Origin of the sequence: Sulfitobacter sp. AS92 (assembly GCF_038900015.1) — a bacterium.
Lineage (GTDB): Bacteria > Pseudomonadota > Alphaproteobacteria > Rhodobacterales > Rhodobacteraceae > Sulfitobacter.
In genome coordinates, this window is record NZ_JBBMQL010000005.1 from 37,939 (window position 1) to 53,920 (window position 15,982).

20 protein-coding genes are annotated in these 15,982 nt (G+C 59.7%); 9 read left to right on the forward strand and 11 right to left on the reverse strand.

The window, feature by feature from the left end; translation table 11 throughout:
- Positions 1–102: 102 nt before the first annotated feature.
- Positions 103–951, forward strand: a complete 849-nt coding sequence (locus WNY61_RS10875) for a DMT family transporter (RefSeq protein ID WP_342851468.1) — start codon at positions 103–105, stop codon at positions 949–951.
- On the opposite strand, the gene WNY61_RS10880 is transcribed toward WNY61_RS10875, so the two are convergent.
- The gene (locus tag WNY61_RS10880) at positions 917–1,375 is read right to left on the reverse strand and encodes an NUDIX domain-containing protein (RefSeq protein ID WP_342851469.1); all 459 of its coding nucleotides are present in this window, start codon (positions 1,373–1,375) and stop codon (positions 917–919) included. The genes WNY61_RS10875 and WNY61_RS10880 overlap by 35 nt on opposite strands.
- A 69-nt stretch (positions 1,376–1,444) precedes the next feature.
- On the opposite strand from WNY61_RS10880, the gene WNY61_RS10885 reads away from it, so the two are divergent.
- Together WNY61_RS10885 and WNY61_RS10890 are read left to right on the forward strand one after the other, a co-directional pair.
- On the forward strand, positions 1,445–2,245 hold the full coding sequence (locus WNY61_RS10885) for an alpha/beta fold hydrolase (RefSeq protein ID WP_342851470.1): 801 nt from the start codon (positions 1,445–1,447) through the stop codon (positions 2,243–2,245).
- Positions 2,232–3,374: an alpha-D-ribose 1-methylphosphonate 5-triphosphate diphosphatase gene (locus WNY61_RS10890; RefSeq protein ID WP_342851471.1), complete on the forward strand. Its 1,143-nt coding sequence runs from the start codon at positions 2,232–2,234 to the stop codon at positions 3,372–3,374. The genes WNY61_RS10885 and WNY61_RS10890 overlap by 14 nt, the downstream gene beginning before the upstream one ends.
- 2 nt (positions 3,375–3,376) lie before the next feature.
- Here WNY61_RS10890 and WNY61_RS10895 read toward each other — a convergent pair whose 3' ends face one another.
- From WNY61_RS10895 to WNY61_RS10905, 3 genes are all read right to left on the reverse strand, one after another.
- On the reverse strand, positions 3,377–4,447 hold the full coding sequence (locus tag WNY61_RS10895) for a 5-(carboxyamino)imidazole ribonucleotide synthase (protein ID WP_342851472.1): 1,071 nt from the start codon (positions 4,445–4,447) through the stop codon (positions 3,377–3,379).
- Entirely contained in the window at positions 4,440–4,925 is a 486-nt protein-coding gene (purE, locus tag WNY61_RS10900) for a 5-(carboxyamino)imidazole ribonucleotide mutase (RefSeq protein ID WP_342851473.1), read from the reverse strand. Before purE ends, WNY61_RS10895 begins: the two co-directional genes overlap by 8 nt.
- 95 nt (positions 4,926–5,020) lie before the next feature.
- Positions 5,021–5,245, reverse strand: coding sequence for a DUF465 domain-containing protein (locus WNY61_RS10905; RefSeq protein ID WP_007119020.1), 225 nt, complete (start codon positions 5,243–5,245; stop codon positions 5,021–5,023).
- Between the two features lie 163 nt (positions 5,246–5,408).
- Here WNY61_RS10905 and WNY61_RS10910 point away from each other — a divergent pair, with 163 nt between their 5' ends.
- The 3 genes from WNY61_RS10910 (at position 5,409) to WNY61_RS10920 (ending at position 7,002) form a co-directional block, all read left to right on the forward strand.
- Positions 5,409–5,822: an Hsp20 family protein gene (locus WNY61_RS10910; protein WP_342851474.1), complete on the forward strand. Its 414-nt coding sequence runs from the start codon at positions 5,409–5,411 to the stop codon at positions 5,820–5,822.
- 4 nt (positions 5,823–5,826) lie between these two features.
- The gene (locus WNY61_RS10915) at positions 5,827–6,045 is read left to right on the forward strand and encodes a DUF1150 family protein (protein WP_342851475.1); all 219 of its coding nucleotides are present in this window, start codon (positions 5,827–5,829) and stop codon (positions 6,043–6,045) included.
- A 78-nt stretch (positions 6,046–6,123) separates the two neighbouring features.
- Positions 6,124–7,002: a PhzF family phenazine biosynthesis protein gene (locus tag WNY61_RS10920; RefSeq protein WP_342851476.1), complete on the forward strand. Its 879-nt coding sequence runs from the start codon at positions 6,124–6,126 to the stop codon at positions 7,000–7,002.
- Positions 7,003–7,060: 58 nt separating this feature from the next.
- On the opposite strand, the gene WNY61_RS10925 is transcribed toward WNY61_RS10920, so the two are convergent.
- Both WNY61_RS10925 and trxB read right to left on the reverse strand, forming a co-directional pair.
- The gene (locus WNY61_RS10925; protein ID WP_342851477.1) at positions 7,061–8,773 is read right to left on the reverse strand and encodes a bifunctional sulfate adenylyltransferase/adenylylsulfate kinase; all 1,713 of its coding nucleotides are present in this window, start codon (positions 8,771–8,773) and stop codon (positions 7,061–7,063) included.
- A 192-nt stretch (positions 8,774–8,965) separates the two neighbouring features.
- The gene (gene trxB, locus WNY61_RS10930) at positions 8,966–9,970 is read right to left on the reverse strand and encodes a thioredoxin-disulfide reductase (RefSeq protein WP_342851478.1); all 1,005 of its coding nucleotides are present in this window, start codon (positions 9,968–9,970) and stop codon (positions 8,966–8,968) included.
- A 214-nt stretch (positions 9,971–10,184) separates the two neighbouring features.
- Here trxB and WNY61_RS10935 point away from each other — a divergent pair, with 214 nt between their 5' ends.
- Positions 10,185–10,685, forward strand: coding sequence for an Lrp/AsnC family transcriptional regulator (locus tag WNY61_RS10935; RefSeq protein ID WP_342851479.1), 501 nt, complete (start codon positions 10,185–10,187; stop codon positions 10,683–10,685).
- A 1-nt stretch (position 10,686) separates the two neighbouring features.
- Here the strand turns inward: WNY61_RS10935 and WNY61_RS10940 are convergent, their stop codons facing one another.
- From WNY61_RS10940 to lgt, 5 genes are all read right to left on the reverse strand, one after another.
- Entirely contained in the window at positions 10,687–11,406 is a 720-nt protein-coding gene (locus WNY61_RS10940) for a Hint domain-containing protein (RefSeq protein WP_342851480.1), read from the reverse strand.
- 295 nt (positions 11,407–11,701) lie between these two features.
- Entirely contained in the window at positions 11,702–11,845 is a 144-nt protein-coding gene (locus WNY61_RS10945; protein WP_165481274.1) for a hypothetical protein, read from the reverse strand.
- Positions 11,846–12,120: 275 nt separating this feature from the next.
- On the reverse strand, positions 12,121–12,876 hold the full coding sequence (gene pgeF / locus WNY61_RS10950; protein ID WP_342851481.1) for a peptidoglycan editing factor PgeF: 756 nt from the start codon (positions 12,874–12,876) through the stop codon (positions 12,121–12,123).
- Complete coding sequence (locus WNY61_RS10955; RefSeq protein WP_342851482.1) at positions 12,873–13,931, reverse strand: SAM-dependent methyltransferase; 1,059 nt, start codon at positions 13,929–13,931, stop codon at positions 12,873–12,875. The genes pgeF and WNY61_RS10955 overlap by 4 nt, the downstream gene beginning before the upstream one ends.
- Positions 13,928–14,812 carry a prolipoprotein diacylglyceryl transferase gene (lgt, locus tag WNY61_RS10960; RefSeq protein WP_342851483.1) on the reverse strand — a complete coding sequence of 295 codons (885 nt, stop codon included), beginning with the start codon at positions 14,810–14,812 and terminating at the stop codon, positions 13,928–13,930. The genes WNY61_RS10955 and lgt overlap by 4 nt, the downstream gene beginning before the upstream one ends.
- Positions 14,813–14,906: 94 nt before the next feature.
- On the opposite strand from lgt, the gene WNY61_RS10965 reads away from it, so the two are divergent.
- Positions 14,907–15,149: an accessory factor UbiK family protein gene (locus WNY61_RS10965; RefSeq protein ID WP_243266759.1), complete on the forward strand. Its 243-nt coding sequence runs from the start codon at positions 14,907–14,909 to the stop codon at positions 15,147–15,149.
- 317 nt (positions 15,150–15,466) lie between these two features.
- Positions 15,467–15,967 (forward strand): YbjN domain-containing protein, encoded by a 501-nt coding sequence (locus WNY61_RS10970; protein WP_007119034.1) that lies wholly within the window; start codon positions 15,467–15,469, stop codon positions 15,965–15,967.
- The last annotated feature ends 15 nt before the right edge of the window (positions 15,968–15,982 follow it).

The window sequence follows — 15,982 nt, forward strand, 5'->3', positions numbered from 1 at the left end:
CAGGTGAAGCCGTAGGAGGTAAAAATCACAATCCGTTTAGATTGCCAGGCCAAAGAGATTCCGTGCTTGGCGCAGCCAAGTCTGGAGGCTAATCGGATGGCTATGCAACTGCTCCTTCTTTCCGCCCTCACCATGTGCGCTTTTGCGGCCAATTCCATTCTGACACGGATGGCGGTCGACGGCGGGCATATTGATCCCGCTGGCTTTGCCTTGGTTCGGGTCGGCGCGGGTGCCGTGGTATTGGCGGTGATGGTGGCGTTAAGGGGAAGGCGGTTACCACTTTTGCGACGTAACAGGATTGGCGGGGCGCTGAGCCTTGCCGTCTACATGATTGGTTTTAGCCTCGCCTACATGACGTTGGATGCCGGTCTTGGCGCGCTTATTCTTTTCGGCGTGGTACAGATAACCATGTTCACCCACGCAGCGCTTACCGGAACGGCACCCACAGCAAGGCAGGTAATGGGTGCGGCAGCAGCCTTCGCAGGCTTGGTGCTTGTACTATGGCCTGATGGGCAGAGTTCTACAGATATCGCGGGGGCTGGGCTTATGGTTCTCGCCGGGGTCGGCTGGGCTGCATATACGATCATCGGGCGCACATCCGGCGATCCTTTGGCCGCAACTTCAGCAAACTTTTTGCTTTGCTTGCCTTTCATGCTGATCCTGCCCGCATTTTCGGGCGGGTATTTTAGCGTATCGGGTCTTCTGCTCGGTGCGCTCTGCGGTGGGATAACTTCGGGCCTTGGCTACGCGTTGTGGTATGTCGTGCTGGCCCGGATCGACGTAGGGACAGCAGCCGTGGCGCAACTCAGTGTGCCGATCATTGCGATTTTTGCTGGCGCGCTGATCCTTGGGGAACCGCTGAGTCTTACCCTACTCATCGCGACTGTTCTGGTGTTGGGCGGGATCGCGTGGGCGATCAGCGCAAGATCGGCTCCAACGGATCATAGGTAATCGCCGCATCTGCGAGGCCGAAAGCCACCGCGCCAAGGCTGTCTGGCTTATGGGGTACCTGCGCAAGTTCGGATTTGGTTACCCATTGGTGCCGGGTGACGATGGCCTCGGGGTCTCGCCAATTGGGCGCAATTTCAGCCGGGCCCAAGAGATGGCAACGAAAGTAGATATCTACTTGATGGAAATCGCCGCCCGGGTCGTGGAATTCATTCACCAGACAAGGCTGGCCTACCGAAATATGCAGACCGGTCTCTTCGAAAACTTCACGGCGCAGGTTCTCAGGTAACGACGCTCCGGCCTCTACCCCGCCACCGGGCGCACACATCAGGCCAAGCCTGTTGTCGGAATAGGCGTTTACCAGCAGCAACCGGCTTTCATGGAGCAGGACCGCACGAGCGGCCAATCGGGGGCAGGGGCGGGGCATCGGCACACTTTCGTCAGGTAACGCGCCAAGACCATTTCACAGTCCTGGCAATCAGTCTATCTGGAGAGCATGATGAAAAGCCTTTCCCTGATTTTTGCCGCGTTTTGGTTGGCGCTGCCGCAGCCTGCCAAGGCTGAAACTGCTGCAGGTCGCTGTGTTGTATTGCTGCATGGTTTGGCGCGGACCGAAACGTCTTTCGCCGTAATGGAGGCCGCCTTGGCTGCCGAAGGGTACCGTGTGGTACGTCCCGGCTACCCCTCGACCGAGGCCAATATCGCTGATTTGACGAAGCAAACCCTGCCGCGTGCGATAGCTGCCTGCGGAACTGCGCGGATTGATTTCGTCACCCATTCCATGGGTGGCATATTGGTGCGCAAATGGGTGGCAGAGGCCGGAGCTGATCGGGTGGGCCGGGTGGTGATGCTGGGGCCGCCCAACCATGGCAGCGAGGTGGTGGACGAACTGGTCGAAAACCCCGCGTTTGAATGGCTGAACGGCCCCGCGGGGGCCGAGATCGGTACCGGCGATGAAGCCTTGCCAAACCAATTGCCACCCGTGCCGTTCGAACTGGGGGTGATCGCTGGCTCGCAGTCGCTAAATCCATATTTTTCAAGTCTACTGCCTGGACCGGACGATGGGAAAGTCTCTGTCGCATCCACGCGTGTGGCGGGCATGAAAGAGCATATCGTTTTGCCCGTGACCCATACTTTTATGATGAACAACCCGCGTGTGATTGCGCAGACCATGGCCTTCCTGAAAACCGGCAGCTTTGACCGTTCGATGACCTTTATCGATGGCGTATTGAATGCGATTGGCTGCCCCGAAGGGGGGTGCCTGCTGGGGATGGGAGGGACCGATGCCAAACCTTGATTTGATTAACGCAGACGTTCTACACCCCGAAGGGCTGAGCCGCGCGCCGCTGTCCTTTTCCGAAGGGTTGATCCGCGAAGCCCCGGTGGGTCGGCGTGTCGATCTGACTGGTTTCCAGGTGCTTCCAGGGATTGTTGACCTTCACGGCGATGCGTTCGAGCGGCATCTGGCTCCGCGCCGGGGGGCGATGAAGCAACTCTCCGAGGGGCTGGTCGCGGCGGAAGCGGAGTTGGCAGCCAATGGGATAACGACAGCGATTTTGGCGCAATTCGTCAGTTGGGAAGGCGGGCTGCGGGGGCTGGCGTTTGCCGATCAGGTGTTAACCGGCATTCGCGACACCGCGCCCCAATTGGTTACCGATATACGCCCCCAACTGCGGTTTGAGACCCATATGCTCGACCTCTATGACAGCCTGCCGCAACGGATCGCGGATTGGGGGGTGGGCTATGTGGTTTTTAACGATCACCTGCCGCATGACCGTTTGGCGCAGGGCAAAATGCCCAAGCGGCTGGTGGGGCAAGCGCTTAAGGCCGGGCGCAGCCCTGAGAGCCATTTGGCGCAGATGCAAGAGATGCACGCGCGGCGCGATGAGGTGCCAGCGGCGTTGGATCGCCTTTGCGCAGACCTGGCGCAGCGTGGGGTGAAGATGGGCAGCCATGACGACCAGACCGCAGAGGGCCGCGCCTTATGGCGGGCGCGGGGGGTGACGTTGGCCGAATTCCCTGAGACTCAGGAGGCTGCCGAGGCCGCGCATGCGGCAGGGGATGCGGTGATCATGGGCGCGCCGAATGTGGTGCGTGGCGGGTCGCATAACGGCAACCTCTCGGCGCTGGACTTGCTCAGCATGGGGCTGTGCCATGCTTTGGCGTCAGACTACCATTACCCGTCGCCGCGCCGTGCCGCGTTGATGCTGCCGCAGAGTGGGCTACTGGACATCGCAGCCGCATGGGCGTTGGTCTCATCCTGGCCGGCGGAGGTGCTGGGGCTTTCGGATCGTGGCACGCTGGCGCCAGGCAAACGCGCTGATTTCGTTGTGCTGGACAAGGCCACGGGCCGTGTCGCCGCCACTTTCGTGGCGGGGCGGGTGAGCTTTATGTCAGGGGCGATTGCAGAGCGTTTCGTCGCCTGAACTCAATCGCGGATGATCTGGTTCACATGGCCCATCTTGCGACCCGGCTTCACCTCGGCCTTGCCATAGAGATGCAGCGCCGTATCACGGGCGCGAGCAAGCTCGGGCACGCGGGCCATGTCATCGCCGATGAGGTTGGTCATCACCACATCCGCATGGCGCTGACCATCGCCCAAGGGCCATCCAGCCACGGCGCGGATGTGCTGCTCGAACTGGTCGATGGCACAACCGTTCTGGGTCCAATGGCCGGAGTTATGCACCCGTGGCGCGATCTCATTCACGATCAACCCCTGCGGGGTAACGAAAAGCTCAACCCCGATGACGCCTACATACTCAAGCGCGTTGAGCACCCGACCGGCGAGCAAGACCGCATCGGTGCGCTGCGCGTTGCTGATCATTGCTGGGACGGTGGTGGTGTGCAGGATGCCATCGCGGTGGACGTTCTCACCGGGATCGAAACAGGCGACTTCGCCCGTGACGCTGCGCGCGGCGATGACGGAGATTTCGGCGCTGAAGTTCACGAACCCTTCGAGCACGGACGGCGCGCCGTTCATTTCGGCCCATGCGGCGTCGAGATCAGTATCGTCTTTCAGCCGCGCTTGGCCCTTGCCGTCATAGCCGAAACGCCGGGTCTTGAGGATCGCGGGCGTGCCGATTTGCGCTACAGCGGCTTTCAACGTTGCAGCGTCAGAGACATCGGCGAAGGGGGCCACCTTCAGGCCGAGGTCGCCGAGGAAGGTCTTCTCGGTCAGTCGGTCCTGCGAAATCCGCAGCGCTTCGCGGCCCGGACGGAGCGGGGTGATTGCCTCGACCACGTCGAGCGCCTCCGTGGGGATGTTCTCAAACTCGAAGGTCACGATGTCACAGGCGCGGGCGAAAGCCTCTAGCGCTTTGTGGTCGTCATAACCTGCGGTGGTCACAGCAAGGGCCACATCGGCGGCGGGCGGGTTGGCACCCGGCTCAAAAATATGGGTGCGAAAGCCCAAGCGGGCAGCGGCGACAGACAGCATCCGGCCCAGCTGACCGCCGCCCATAATGCCGATGGTGGCGCCGGTTTGCAGCGGCTCAGTCATGCGGCACCTCGGGGATCGATGCGCTGAGCGCCTCGCGCCAATCGTCGAGCCGCTTCGCCAGTTCCGCGTCTTGTAACGCTAGGATACCTGCCGCCATCAAGGCTGCGTTGGCGGCACCCGCCGCGCCGATTGCCATCGTCGCCACAGGAAAGCCACGCGGCATCTGTAGGATGGAATAAAGGGAATCCACACCCGACAGCGCCTTGGTCTGCACTGGCACGCCAATCACCGGCACGCGGGTTTTTGAGGCCATCATCCCGGGCAGATGCGCCGCACCGCCAGCGCCCGCGATGATCACTTGCAGACCACGGTCGACCGCCGTTTTGCCGTATTCCCACAGCCGGTCAGGCGTGCGATGCGCAGATACGATGCGCGCCTCAAAGGGGATGTTAAGCTCTTCCAGCAGGGTTGCTGCTTCGCGCATGGTGGCCCAGTCGGACTGGGACCCCATGATGATGCCAACCGGGGGCGTGGTCATTGCGCAGGGCCTTCTCTTGGTGGATCAGAGCGCGCACTATACCCATCCCGGCCCATGTGGCAACGTCGATTGCCGCGGACCAAACGGATAATGGGTTAGGCGATGATATCGGGGGTCAGGCGGTCTTCGATCTGGGCGATGAGATCCTTGAGCCGCAGCTTGCGTTTTTTCAGCCGTTGCAGGGTCAGTTGATCGCCAGTTCCTTTTTCAACGAGCGCATGGATGGCGTCATCCAGATCGCGATGTTCCCGTCGGAAGACTTCAAGTTCGACACGCAGCACTTCGTCCGTTTTCATCGACAGATCGGTAGGGGCATTCATGGTTGGGTGATTCCGTTGGGCAACTGAACCTTGAATATAAGCGCTTGAGATCATTTGGCATAGCCCTTGCGCAGGCAAGAAAGCCCCCCCATATTCTAGACAACGGGCTGCCGGTTGCGGGGCCTGTGAAACACTGTCGCTTGACCTGATAAGGACGTGTCGCATGACGAAACTAACGCTTGCCTCTTACCCACATATGCTTGGGTTTGAACAATTGGAACGGGTGCTCGAACGCAGCGCCAAAGCCGGAAACGAAGGTTATCCGCCGTTTAACATCGAACAAACCTCGGACTTTAGCTATCGGATCACACTTGCCGTTGCGGGTTTTTCGGAACAGGATCTCTCGATAACCGTTGAGGATAGACAGCTCGTGATCCGTGGGCGTCAGTCTGACGAAGGCGAAGATCGGGTGTTTCTGCACCGCGGCATCGCTGCGCGACAATTTCAGCGCTCGTTCGTTCTGGCCGATGGGGTCGATGTGGGTGAAGCCGTAATGGAGAATGGTCTGCTTCATGTGGATCTAACTCGTGCCAAGCCTGAAACGGTGGTTCAAACCATCAAGATCAAGAAGGGGTAACATCATGCAAGACGCAATCACCCACGGAAATGACCGTATGGTCTATGTCAAAACCATCGCTGTCGCCGATCTGCCGCGCGAAGTGCGCGATCAGGTAGAGGGGCTTGAACTTCTCTATGCGGTCCACGACGCCGAAGGGCAGCAATTGGCGCTTGTTGGCGACCAGAAACTCGCGTTTTCGTTGGCGCGTGAACACGACTACCGTCCGGTTATGGTGCATTGACGCCATAGACGGCGAGGGTAATCTAAGCCCGATGCAAGGCCGCAGTCCGCTGCGGCCTTTTTTATTGGGAGCGGGCTTTTGAATTTCGATTTCGACTGGGTAGATGCTTTCACGGATCAGGTCTTTGGCGGCAACGGTTGTGCCGTGGTGCACGGCGGGGCGGTGCTTTCTGATGCGCTTTGCATGGCCTATGTGCGTGAGACATCTTTGGTGGAGTGTACGTTCACGGGGCCATCCGAGGTCGCTGACTTCAAGGTGAAATATTACCTCGCCTGCCGCGAGATACCCTTTGCAGGACACCCGACCATCGCCACCGTGGCAGCACTGCGCCATCGCGGATTGATCGGCGAAGGGTTGCTAAGGTTGGAAACGGGGGCGGGCATTGTCCAGGTGGAACTACGGGGCGCGCAGATCGCGATGACGCAGATCGCCCCCCAGTTTGGCCCCGAAGTGCCTGTCGATCTCGTCGCGCGGGTGGGCGGTTTGAAGGCTGACGAAATTGTCGGCCAGCCGCAGGTGGTCTCGACCGGGTTGCCTTTTTGCATCACTGTCTTGCGCAGCCGCGCGGCGTTAGAGGCGCTGACCCTCGATACAGAAGCGCTGGCCAACTACAATCGCCATTTAGGGCAAGACAGCGACATGATGGAGCCCTTTTGGGTGACCCTCGACGGAGCCACCTCCGCGGGAGATACCTATGCACGGCTTCTATTGGCCCCACCGAGCCCCGCCGAAGACCCTTTCACCGGATCAGCCACAGGTGCCATGGCGGCCTATCTCTGGGCGCGCGGTTTGATAGACAGCCCGGCTTTCGTGGCAGAGCAAGGACACCTCATGGGCCGCCCCGGCAGGGCCGAGGTTGAAGTGCTCGGCCCGCGCGAGGCGATCACGGGCGTGCGTGTGGCGGGGCAGGGCCGCGTGGTAATGTCTGGTCAAGTCTTTATGCCTGAAACAGCATAGGCCAAACGTAAAACGCAGCCCCGGGGGGCTGCGTGGTCGTCTCAATGGGCAACTCGGTTTAACCCGCGATCAGCCCCATGTTCTCAAGCTTCAGGAGCACCTGATGCGCGCAGTTGTCTACATCGACATTCTCGGTTTCAAGCACCAGTTCAGCGTTCTGCGGCACATCGTAGGGGTCGGAGATGCCGGTGAACTCTTTGATCTTGCCTTCGCGCGCCAGCTTATAAAGGCCTTTGCGGTCACGGCGTTCGCATTCCTCGATCGAAGTTGCAACATGCACTTCGACAAACGCGCCAAAGCCTTCCACATCCTCACGCACGGCGCGACGGGTGGTGGCATAGGGCGCGATCGGCGCGCAGATGGCGATGCCGCCGTTCTTGGTAATCTCTGACGCGACATAGCCGATACGGCGGATGTTCAGGTCGCGGTGCTCTTTCGAGAAGCCCAGCTCGGAGCTGAGGTTTTTCCGCACGATGTCACCGTCCAGCAGCGTCACAGGGCGACCACCCATTTCCATCAGCTTAACCATCAGCGCGTTCGCGATGGTGGATTTACCAGAGCCCGAAAAACCGGTGAAGAAGACGGTGAAACCCTGCTCGGAACGCGGCGGCGAGGTGCGGCGCAGTTCCTTGACCACCTCGGGGAAGGAGAACCACTCAGGGATCTCAAGACCTTCGCGCAGGCGGCGGCGCAATTCGGTGCCCGAGATGTTCAGGATGGTAACGTTCTCTTTGTCTTCAATCTCATCCATGGCCTCGTATTGGGCACGTTCTTGCACCCAGACCATGTGTTTGAAATCGACCATTTCGATGCCCATTTCTTCCTGATGTTCGCGGAACAGGTCCTGCGCATCATAGGGGCCATAGAAATCGTCACCGGCGGAATTCTTGCCGGGGCCAGCGTGATCGCGGCCAACGATGAAGTGGGTGCAGCCGTGGTTCTTGCGGATCAATCCGTGCCACACGGCCTCACGCGGGCCCGCCATGCGCATGGCGAGGTTCAAGAGGCTCATGGAGGTGGTGGCCGCCGGGTATTTGTCGAGCACGGCCTCATAACAGCGCACGCGGGTGAAATGATCAACATCGCCCGGTTTGGTCAGGCCCACGACCGGATGGATCAGCAGGTTGGCCTGCGCTTCACGCGCGGCGCGGAAGGTCAGTTCCTGATGCGCGCGGTGCAGCGGGTTGCGCGTCTGGAAGGCCACAACACGACGCCAGCCAAGTTTGCGGAAATAGGCGCGCAACTCGTTCGGCGTATCGCGGCGGCCTCGGAAATCGTAATGCACAGGCTGCTGGATGCCGGTCACGGGGCCGCCGAGGTACACATTGCCCGCCTGATTATGCAGGTAGTTCACCGCCGGGTGCGCATCATCATCGGCGCCAAAGACCTTCTCAGCCTCACGCGCTTTGTTCGGCGTCCAGCGGTCGGTGACGGTCATGGTCGCAAGGATCACGCCTTCCTGATCGCGCAGGGCAATGTCTTGACCCAGTTCCAGCTTCTCGGCGAAGGTATCGCTGACGTCGAGGTTGATCGGCATTGGCCAGAGCGTGCCATCCGCCAAGCGCATGTTTTCAACCACGCCGTTATAGTCGTCTTCGGTCAGGAAACCTTTCAGCGGATTAAAGCCGCCGTTCATCAACAGTTCCAGATCGCAGATCTGACGCGGGGTGAGGTCGAGGCTCAAGAGATTGCCCGCCTCTACTTTCAGCTTCTGCGAAGACTCGTAGGAGACGTAGAGTTCGGGGATCGGCGTCAGGTTGCTGGTCATCATATCTATCACTTTTCATCAAGAAGAGGCGGCTTCGGTTTGGGCCGCCATAGCTTTAAAAGGCGTGGTTTGTCTATAGAACGGGGCCACGACATCCCGTTAAAGGCCGAAATCTCATAATGTTAAGACTTCACGCAATACGGGATTTAGGCTGTGGCAGAAACCAGAATGATCTCCGCCGCAGCCTATTGCGCGTTAAACATCTTCCTTGACCTCAACGCCGTAGCCCAACGGCAGGGAGGTGTCTTTGCCCTCATCATCGCCTACTTCGGCCAGGAAACGCTCAGCTTCCAGCGCCGCCATGCAGCCCATGCCCGCACTTGTGACGGCTTGGCGGTATTTGTGGTCGGTCAGATCACCCGCAGCAAAGACGCCGGGGATGGAGGTTTCTGTGCTGTCAGGCTTGGTCACGACATAGCCGCCCATATGGGTTTCCAGCGTGTCCTTGACCAATTCGTTGGACGGCGCGTGGCCGATGGCCACAAAGACGCCCTTGGCGGGGATGTCCGTGATCTCGCCCGTTTTGACGTGTTTTACCTTCACGCCTTCGACGCCCAGAGGGCTGTCGGTGCCATAGACTTCGTCCAGTTGGTGGAACCACAACGGTTCAATCTTGGGGTTCTTCATCAGGCGGTCGATCAGGATTTTCTCGGCACGCAGCTCATCACGGCGGTGGATCAGGGTCACCTTGGACGCGAAGTTGGTCAAGAACAGCGCCTCTTCCACAGCGGTGTTGCCGCCACCGATCACAACGATCTCTTGTCCGCGATAGAAGAACCCGTCGCACGTGGCGCAGGCCGAGACGCCGAAACCTTTGAACTTCTCTTCCGACTCCAGCCCCAACCACTTGGCGCGGGCGCCGGTGGCAAGGATCACAGCGTCGGCCACATAGGTGGTGCCGCTGTCGCCTTTGGCATGGAAGGGGCGGCTGCTCAGATCCAGATCAGTGATGATGTCGCCGATGATCTCGGTGCCCATTGCTTTGGCGTGTTCTTGCATGCGGATCATCAGGTCAGGGCCCTGAACCTCGCTGTCGCCTGGCCAGTTCTCAACCTCTGTCGTCGTGGTCAGCTGGCCGCCGGGTTCGATCCCTTGCACGAGGATCGGCTCAAGCATCGCGCGGCTTGCGTAGACACCAGCGGTATAGCCCGCAGGGCCGGAGCCGATGATCAGTACCTTGGTTTTACGTGTCTCGGCCATCTGGCGCCCCCGGGCTGTCATTGATATTGCCCGCTTCATATAGCGGTAGCGGGGGAGCCGTTAAACCCCTGCCGTCGCCGATGCGCCATACGTCTATGTGAGGGGCGCAACCAGATCTGGCCGTTGTCGGTGACAAAGGATATTGCGCTTGTGTGAAACTTTATTGCGTGTAGGCCGCAGGCTGCTATAAGAATCGAAAATCATTGAGGGCGATATGGCAGGCACACGACTAGATCCGATTGACCGGATGATCTTGGCCGAACTGCAAACGGATGGTCGGATGACGAATGTCGAGCTGGCCAAACGTGTCGGTATCTCTGCACCGCCTTGTTTGCGCCGGGTCCGCACGTTGGAAGAACAGGGCTATATCAAAGGTTATCACGCCGATGTCGATGCCCGCGAGTTGGGCTTTGAAGTTCAGGTTTTCGCCATGGTCGGACTGGCCAGTCAGGCCGAGGCTGATCTCAGCGCATTTGAAGAAAAGTGTCGTGGTTGGCCGCTGGTGCGCGAGTGCCATATGCTCAACGGCGAGGTTGATTTCATCCTGAAATGCGTGGCACCTGACTTGTCGAGCTTTCAGAGCTTCCTAACCGGGCAATTGCTGACCACGCCAAATGTGGAAAGCGTGAAGACCAGTCTCGTGATCCGTGGCGCAAAAGATGATCCCGGTGTGCCTTTCGACGTGCTTGAAGCGCGGCTTTCTACCGCGCCTTAACTCAGCCGGTCACACCCTCGGCTGGTGTGTCAGGCGCGCGGGGATGGGCGAGCGGGCCGAAGTCTGTCGCATGACCAATCTGTGGAAACATTGATAGAAAGCGATCACGCAGGTTGTGCGTGGCGTCGCGCAGCGCCTGTGCGCCGGGGTGAAAAGTTTCCATCTCCAATCCACCAGCTTTGATCGCCGCATGGCGGGACAGGCAAATGTGAAACAGGCGCACCGGGGTCGGCGGGGCCACTTCGATTACATTCACCCCATCCACAAACTCACGTACCGGCGCCAGCAGACGGGTGCCGCCCGCCTCTGCGCGCAGATGGTGTGGCGTATGCAATACCCGCGCGGCAGGGCCAACAGTTAGGAATGAACTGGGCCGTCCCTCTCCGAAACTGTCGGGCATGATGCGGATCAGCGGCAGGCGCCGCCCGGTATCAGCGGGGATAAAATTGCTCGACCCGATCCAGATCAGCTGGGCAGGCTCTCCCGACGAAGTGTTTATTATGTCGCCGGGCTGCAGATCCTCGATGGCGATGTCACCCTGCACGGTCTGGATCAACGTCCCACGGGCAAAGGCGGCAAAGGCTGCTTCAAAAAGCGGCAATGCGGGCGCATTGTCCTGACCGATATAAAGCGAGCCGTCGGCCCGCAGTGCGGCAACTTCGTAGGTGCGCAGCGGTTCGGACGTGGGGCTGCCGTGATCGGTGGCGGCGGTCAGTGTCATTCTAAACCTCTTATCGGTCCGCCGCATCCGGCATCGCTGACATCAAGCAGCTGTACCTCGGTATTAGATGACGCGGTCTGACAGTCAAATCGCCACGTCTGGCATGGATTGTCAAAGTATCCAGAACATTAACGACTTATTCCAAGCCAATTTTGACTAAAACCAAGGTTCTGTTTCCGACAAGGGGAGGTTGCTTGCCACATTTAAATGAAAACGCCCCCGGCACGAATCAACGTACCGAGGGGCGGTCTGTTGCACCGGGCGCTTTGGCGCTGGCGGTGCCGGGGGAAACCTATCAGGCGCTTTTGCGGACCGGGGCGGCACCTGCGCGCTTGGCGATAAAGGCAGCGCGACGTGCACCGCGGGCCCACGGCATGACCGTGTCGGTCTTGGCGGCAGTCTCGACGATGGACTTGATGAAACGCGGGTTCTTTTTCATAGCTCTGTTCCTCTCGGGTCACGCAGGCATCTTTGCTTGGTGATCACTATCGCAGGGCAATCGGGCCGGTTTTTGACGGTAAAGGAAAAACTTACGGAAAATCCCGGGCAGAGCGAGGGACTTTGGGGCGCGCTCGCCACATTTCGAAAGGTTCTTTATTTCAGGGAGTTACTGGATTTATGATCAACAGTGCGCTTAATTTGCGGCAACTGTTTCGCAATTTTCCAAAGCAATAGGGCGTAAAGCGGACGGGCTTTGCCCCAATCCCGCCCCGTTCAGAGCGTGATCGCCGACAGCAAGCGCCCGTAATCTGCTTCTTTGGCGTGGGTCGTGCGGCGATAGGAATAGAATCGCGCCGGATCAGCATAGGTGCAGTGCCGCGTCCATTCCGCATGGCCCACGCCCGCCGCGCGCAGACGGTTCAAGCCAAAGCCCGGCAGATCGAAATGCAGCCGGTCACCTTCACCTTGGGCAAAATAGCGGGCGAATTCGGGGTCGGCGTTCATAAAGTTGTCGAGAAACTCTGGCCCAACTTCATAGGCACGCTGGCTGATGGAGGGGCCGATGACCGCCGTGATTTTTTCGCGCGTGGCTCCCAGATTAACCATCGCGTCGACAGTCGCCTCAAGAATCCCATCAAGCGCGCCGCGCCAGCCTGCGTGGGCTGCGCCCACCACACCAGCTTGCGCATCTGCAAAAAGCACCGGCTGGCAATCTGCGGTCAGGATCGACAGCGCAATCCCCGGTGTCTTGGTCACCAGCGCGTCGGCGCGGGGTTTGTCATCGCGTGGCTCTGTAACGGTGACGACCGTGGCAGAATGCACCTGATGCACGCCCACCAGATGATCGGCAGGCAGGCCCATCGCCTCGGCCGCGCGGGTGCGGTTAATGCGCACAATTTCGGATTGGTCAGAACTGCCGCTGCCGCAGTTAAGCCCGGAAAAGACACCCGACGACGCGCCCCCGCGCCGGGTGAAAAAACCGTGCCGCAGGGGGGCAAGCGCGTCTGAGGTGAGAATTTCGAGCGTCATATTTCTGTTCCCGGAGGCGGGGTCTGACCCTTTGGATAGAGCCCCATAACTTTGAACAGGTTTCCCATTTCCGCCGGGTGCGTCAACCGTCGATGTGCGGCAATGTGGCTGTTAAGGGCTTCGCCAGTGAGCGGCTCGGCCAATTTCTGCGCCCGGGCCGTGATGCCCAAACGCTCTAGAAAGACACCTTGCGTGACCAGACGGCTGTATTGACAGGGGCACGCAAGGGCGAGCGCTTCGAAATCGACATGGGCGGTCAGATCGGCGCAGCCGGGGTTGGCCAGCGGATCGGCGGGGGCGTGGTTTTCCATCGCTTGCAGCGTATCGCCGAGCGCGCGCCAGTCGCCATAGTCGATGATCAGCGCGGCACCGCCCTGTTGTGCGATGCGATTGCCGATCTCTTGCATTATTTCTTTCGCCGGAGCGCAGACCTCGACCAAATCGCCATCCTTCGTATCCTCTAACCGATGCGCAAGGACTGGATGTGGTGCGACCGGGGCAAGTCCAAAGCAAAGGCCGTTTTCCGCCGCCCCGATGCGCCGCTCAGCCCAGCCAGCACCTTGGCGGAGGAATTGGCGGATCGGCAGCGCGTCGAAAAATTCGTTGGCAATTAGGAACAGCGGCACGTCCGGCAATTCCGTCACGGTTTCATGCCAAGTGACCTCAAACCCCTTAAGGGTCTGGCGTTGCAAGTCGCGCAAGGCGGGGGAGGCTTCGATCAACCTTACCTGTGCTGCAGCCAGAAACCCCGGCACGCGCGCGCAGGCACGCAACACATCGGCCATCAGCGTGCCGCGCCCCGGCCCAATTTCGGCCAGCGTGAAGGGTGCAGGCGCACCTTGGTCCAACCAGCTTTGCGCCAGCGAGAGGCCGATTAACTCCCCAAACATCTGGCTGATCTCCGGCGCGGTAGTGAAATCCCCCTGCACACCAAAGGGCACGCGCGTCGTGTAATAACCCCAGTCTGGATGCAGCAGGCACGAGTGCATATAGTCGTCCAGCCGCATCGGTCCTTCATGCGCGATCCGGGCCAGCAGATGGTCCTTCAGGCTCATGCCTGCCGCCGCGCCCGGATGATAAGAAAGATGCCTACGGCGATCATCGGCAGCGACAGGATTTGCCCCATGGTCAGACCCCAGCCACCGATATGCCACGCCAGCCCCAGCGGGTTGCCCGGCGTCACGAATTGCGCATCGGGTTGGCGCAGGAACTCTACCGCGAAACGTGCGGCGCCATAGCCTGCAAGGAAGGTGCCGCCGATCAGCCCCGGCATTTTCAGCGCGCCGCGCTTCCATGCCATCCAGATCAGCACGCCGCCCAGCAGCAGCCCTTCCAGCAGCGCCTCATAAAGCTGCGAGGGGTGGCGCGCGCAGATACCGGCCACGTCAGGGCAGAACTGCGCTGCCTCACCTGGAAATGCGACGCCCCAAGGCAGATCGGTCGGGCGCCCCCAAAGCTCGGCGTTGATGAAATTCGCCAGCCGCCCCAGAAACAGCCCCGGCGCCAGCCCCAAACAGACCATATCCCCGGTCGAGATTACGGGGATGCGATGCTTCCATGTATAAAAAAGCCCCGCCAAGATGACTCCAAGCGCACCGCCGTGGAAAGACATGCCGCCTTCCCACAGTTGCAAAATGGCGGCGGGGTTCGACAGGTAATAGGCCGGTTGATAAAACAGCACATAGCCCAACCGCCCACCGAGGATCACGCCAAGGATCACCCAAAACAGCAGGTCTTCGACCTGACCGGGCTTCATGACGGGCATGTCATTCTTCCATAGGGTTGGCCGTTTGATTGCCGCAGTGGCGACACGCCAGCCCAGCAGAATGCCCACGATATAGGCGAGCGCATACCACCTTAGCGCGAAGGTGGCACCAAACAGGTTAACCGAAAAAATTTCCGGCGTGATATCGGGGAAGGGGAGCATGGCTATCATGTCGCTGATTGAGCAAGGCCGCGCGGGGAAGTCAACCTTGCGAGTGAGGGCCTTGCGCCCCATATAGAGGCTAACAAACCTCCGGAGGCCAGACATGCAGACCCGTAACAAGTTTTTCGACGACGTTTCACAGATGATGACAAATGCGATGGGCGTCGCCCAAGGCGCCAAAGACGAGGCCGAGACTGCCATGAAAGGCATGCTTGACCGTTGGTTGGCCGATCGTGATTTCGTCACCCGCGAAGAATTCGACGCGGTGCGCGCGATGGCGCAGAAGGCCCGCGAAGAGAATGAAGCGCTTAAAACCCGCCTCGACAAGCTGGAAGCCAAGGGCTGAGCGCTAAGCGACCACCCTCCAAAAATTGATCTGCTGCCCCTGCGTAGGGCGGTGATCCTTTCGGTAGCCCGAAGCCCAAATCTGGGCCGCGCGCCGCATCCCCCTCCAAATCCTAGACGTTTTCCGCGACTTACCCACAAGTTATTGCGGTTATCCCCTACCTTTTGTGGTTATCCCCAAGAAAAAGGTTGCCAGAGCGGCCTGCTGGAAGCACCATATATTGTATGGGCGAGGTAAACCTACACGCCTATTTGTGCAGGCTTCCATGGCTGGTGGCGCCACGGCCCATCCTATGGAACAGATTGAGAGGTGGCGAAATGGCCCTGTCCGAGCATTACCTTGAAGAAGACATTCACCCCATTGATATCGTAGAAAATTTGGCAGCCCATCACGATTGGGACTTCGACCGTGTTGCGGATGACCAGATCGCCATGGCTGTTGAAGGGCAGTGGCGTACTTATTCCATCACCCTTGCGTGGTCCGCCTATGATGAGACCCTGCGCTTGATCTGCACCTTTGAGATGGAGCCGCCTGCCGAAAAACTGCCGCAGCTTTACGAATTGTTAAACCTCGTCAACGATCAATGCTGGGCCGGGGCGTTCAGCTTTTGGGCTGATCAGCAAATGATGGTCTACCGCTACGGGTTGGTTTTGGCGGGTGGTCAGGTTGCGGGGCCTGAGCAGATCGACACGATGATTGGTGCCGCTGTCATGAGCGCGGAACGCTACTATCCTGCGCTGCAATTGCTGGTCTGGGGGGATCAAACACCGAAGGCCGCGATGGATGTCGCCATTGCAGAGGCTTACGGCCGGGCGTAACAAAGTCCCCGAACA

What these genes read in the sequence shown, in the direction of transcription:
- WNY61_RS10875 (WP_342851468.1), top strand. Translation starts at nt 103, where the DNA reads ATGCAACTGCTCCTTCTTTCCGCCCTCACCATGTGCGCTTTTGCGGCC.
- WNY61_RS10880 (WP_342851469.1), bottom strand. Translation starts at nt 1,375, where the DNA reads ATGCCCCGCCCCTGCCCCCGATTGGCCGCTCGTGCGGTCCTGCTCCAT.
- WNY61_RS10885 (WP_342851470.1), top strand. Translation starts at nt 1,445, where the DNA reads ATGATGAAAAGCCTTTCCCTGATTTTTGCCGCGTTTTGGTTGGCGCTG.
- WNY61_RS10890 (WP_342851471.1), top strand. Translation starts at nt 2,232, where the DNA reads ATGCCAAACCTTGATTTGATTAACGCAGACGTTCTACACCCCGAAGGG.
- WNY61_RS10895 (WP_342851472.1), bottom strand. Translation starts at nt 4,447, where the DNA reads ATGACTGAGCCGCTGCAAACCGGCGCCACCATCGGCATTATGGGCGGC.
- purE (WP_342851473.1), bottom strand. Translation starts at nt 4,925, where the DNA reads ATGACCACGCCCCCGGTTGGCATCATCATGGGGTCCCAGTCCGACTGG.
- WNY61_RS10905 (WP_007119020.1), bottom strand. Translation starts at nt 5,245, where the DNA reads ATGAATGCCCCTACCGATCTGTCGATGAAAACGGACGAAGTGCTGCGT.
- WNY61_RS10910 (WP_342851474.1), top strand. Translation starts at nt 5,409, where the DNA reads ATGACGAAACTAACGCTTGCCTCTTACCCACATATGCTTGGGTTTGAA.
- WNY61_RS10915 (WP_342851475.1), top strand. Translation starts at nt 5,827, where the DNA reads ATGCAAGACGCAATCACCCACGGAAATGACCGTATGGTCTATGTCAAA.
- WNY61_RS10925 (WP_342851477.1), bottom strand. Translation starts at nt 8,773, where the DNA reads ATGATGACCAGCAACCTGACGCCGATCCCCGAACTCTACGTCTCCTAC.
- trxB (WP_342851478.1), bottom strand. Translation starts at nt 9,970, where the DNA reads ATGGCCGAGACACGTAAAACCAAGGTACTGATCATCGGCTCCGGCCCT.
- WNY61_RS10935 (WP_342851479.1), top strand. Translation starts at nt 10,185, where the DNA reads ATGGCAGGCACACGACTAGATCCGATTGACCGGATGATCTTGGCCGAA.
- WNY61_RS10940 (WP_342851480.1), bottom strand. Translation starts at nt 11,406, where the DNA reads ATGACACTGACCGCCGCCACCGATCACGGCAGCCCCACGTCCGAACCG.
- WNY61_RS10945 (WP_165481274.1), bottom strand. Translation starts at nt 11,845, where the DNA reads ATGAAAAAGAACCCGCGTTTCATCAAGTCCATCGTCGAGACTGCCGCC.
- pgeF (WP_342851481.1), bottom strand. Translation starts at nt 12,876, where the DNA reads ATGACGCTCGAAATTCTCACCTCAGACGCGCTTGCCCCCCTGCGGCAC.
- WNY61_RS10955 (WP_342851482.1), bottom strand. Translation starts at nt 13,931, where the DNA reads ATGAGCCTGAAGGACCATCTGCTGGCCCGGATCGCGCATGAAGGACCG.
- lgt (WP_342851483.1), bottom strand. Translation starts at nt 14,812, where the DNA reads ATGATAGCCATGCTCCCCTTCCCCGATATCACGCCGGAAATTTTTTCG.
- WNY61_RS10965 (WP_243266759.1), top strand. Translation starts at nt 14,907, where the DNA reads ATGCAGACCCGTAACAAGTTTTTCGACGACGTTTCACAGATGATGACA.
- WNY61_RS10970 (WP_007119034.1), top strand. Translation starts at nt 15,467, where the DNA reads ATGGCCCTGTCCGAGCATTACCTTGAAGAAGACATTCACCCCATTGAT.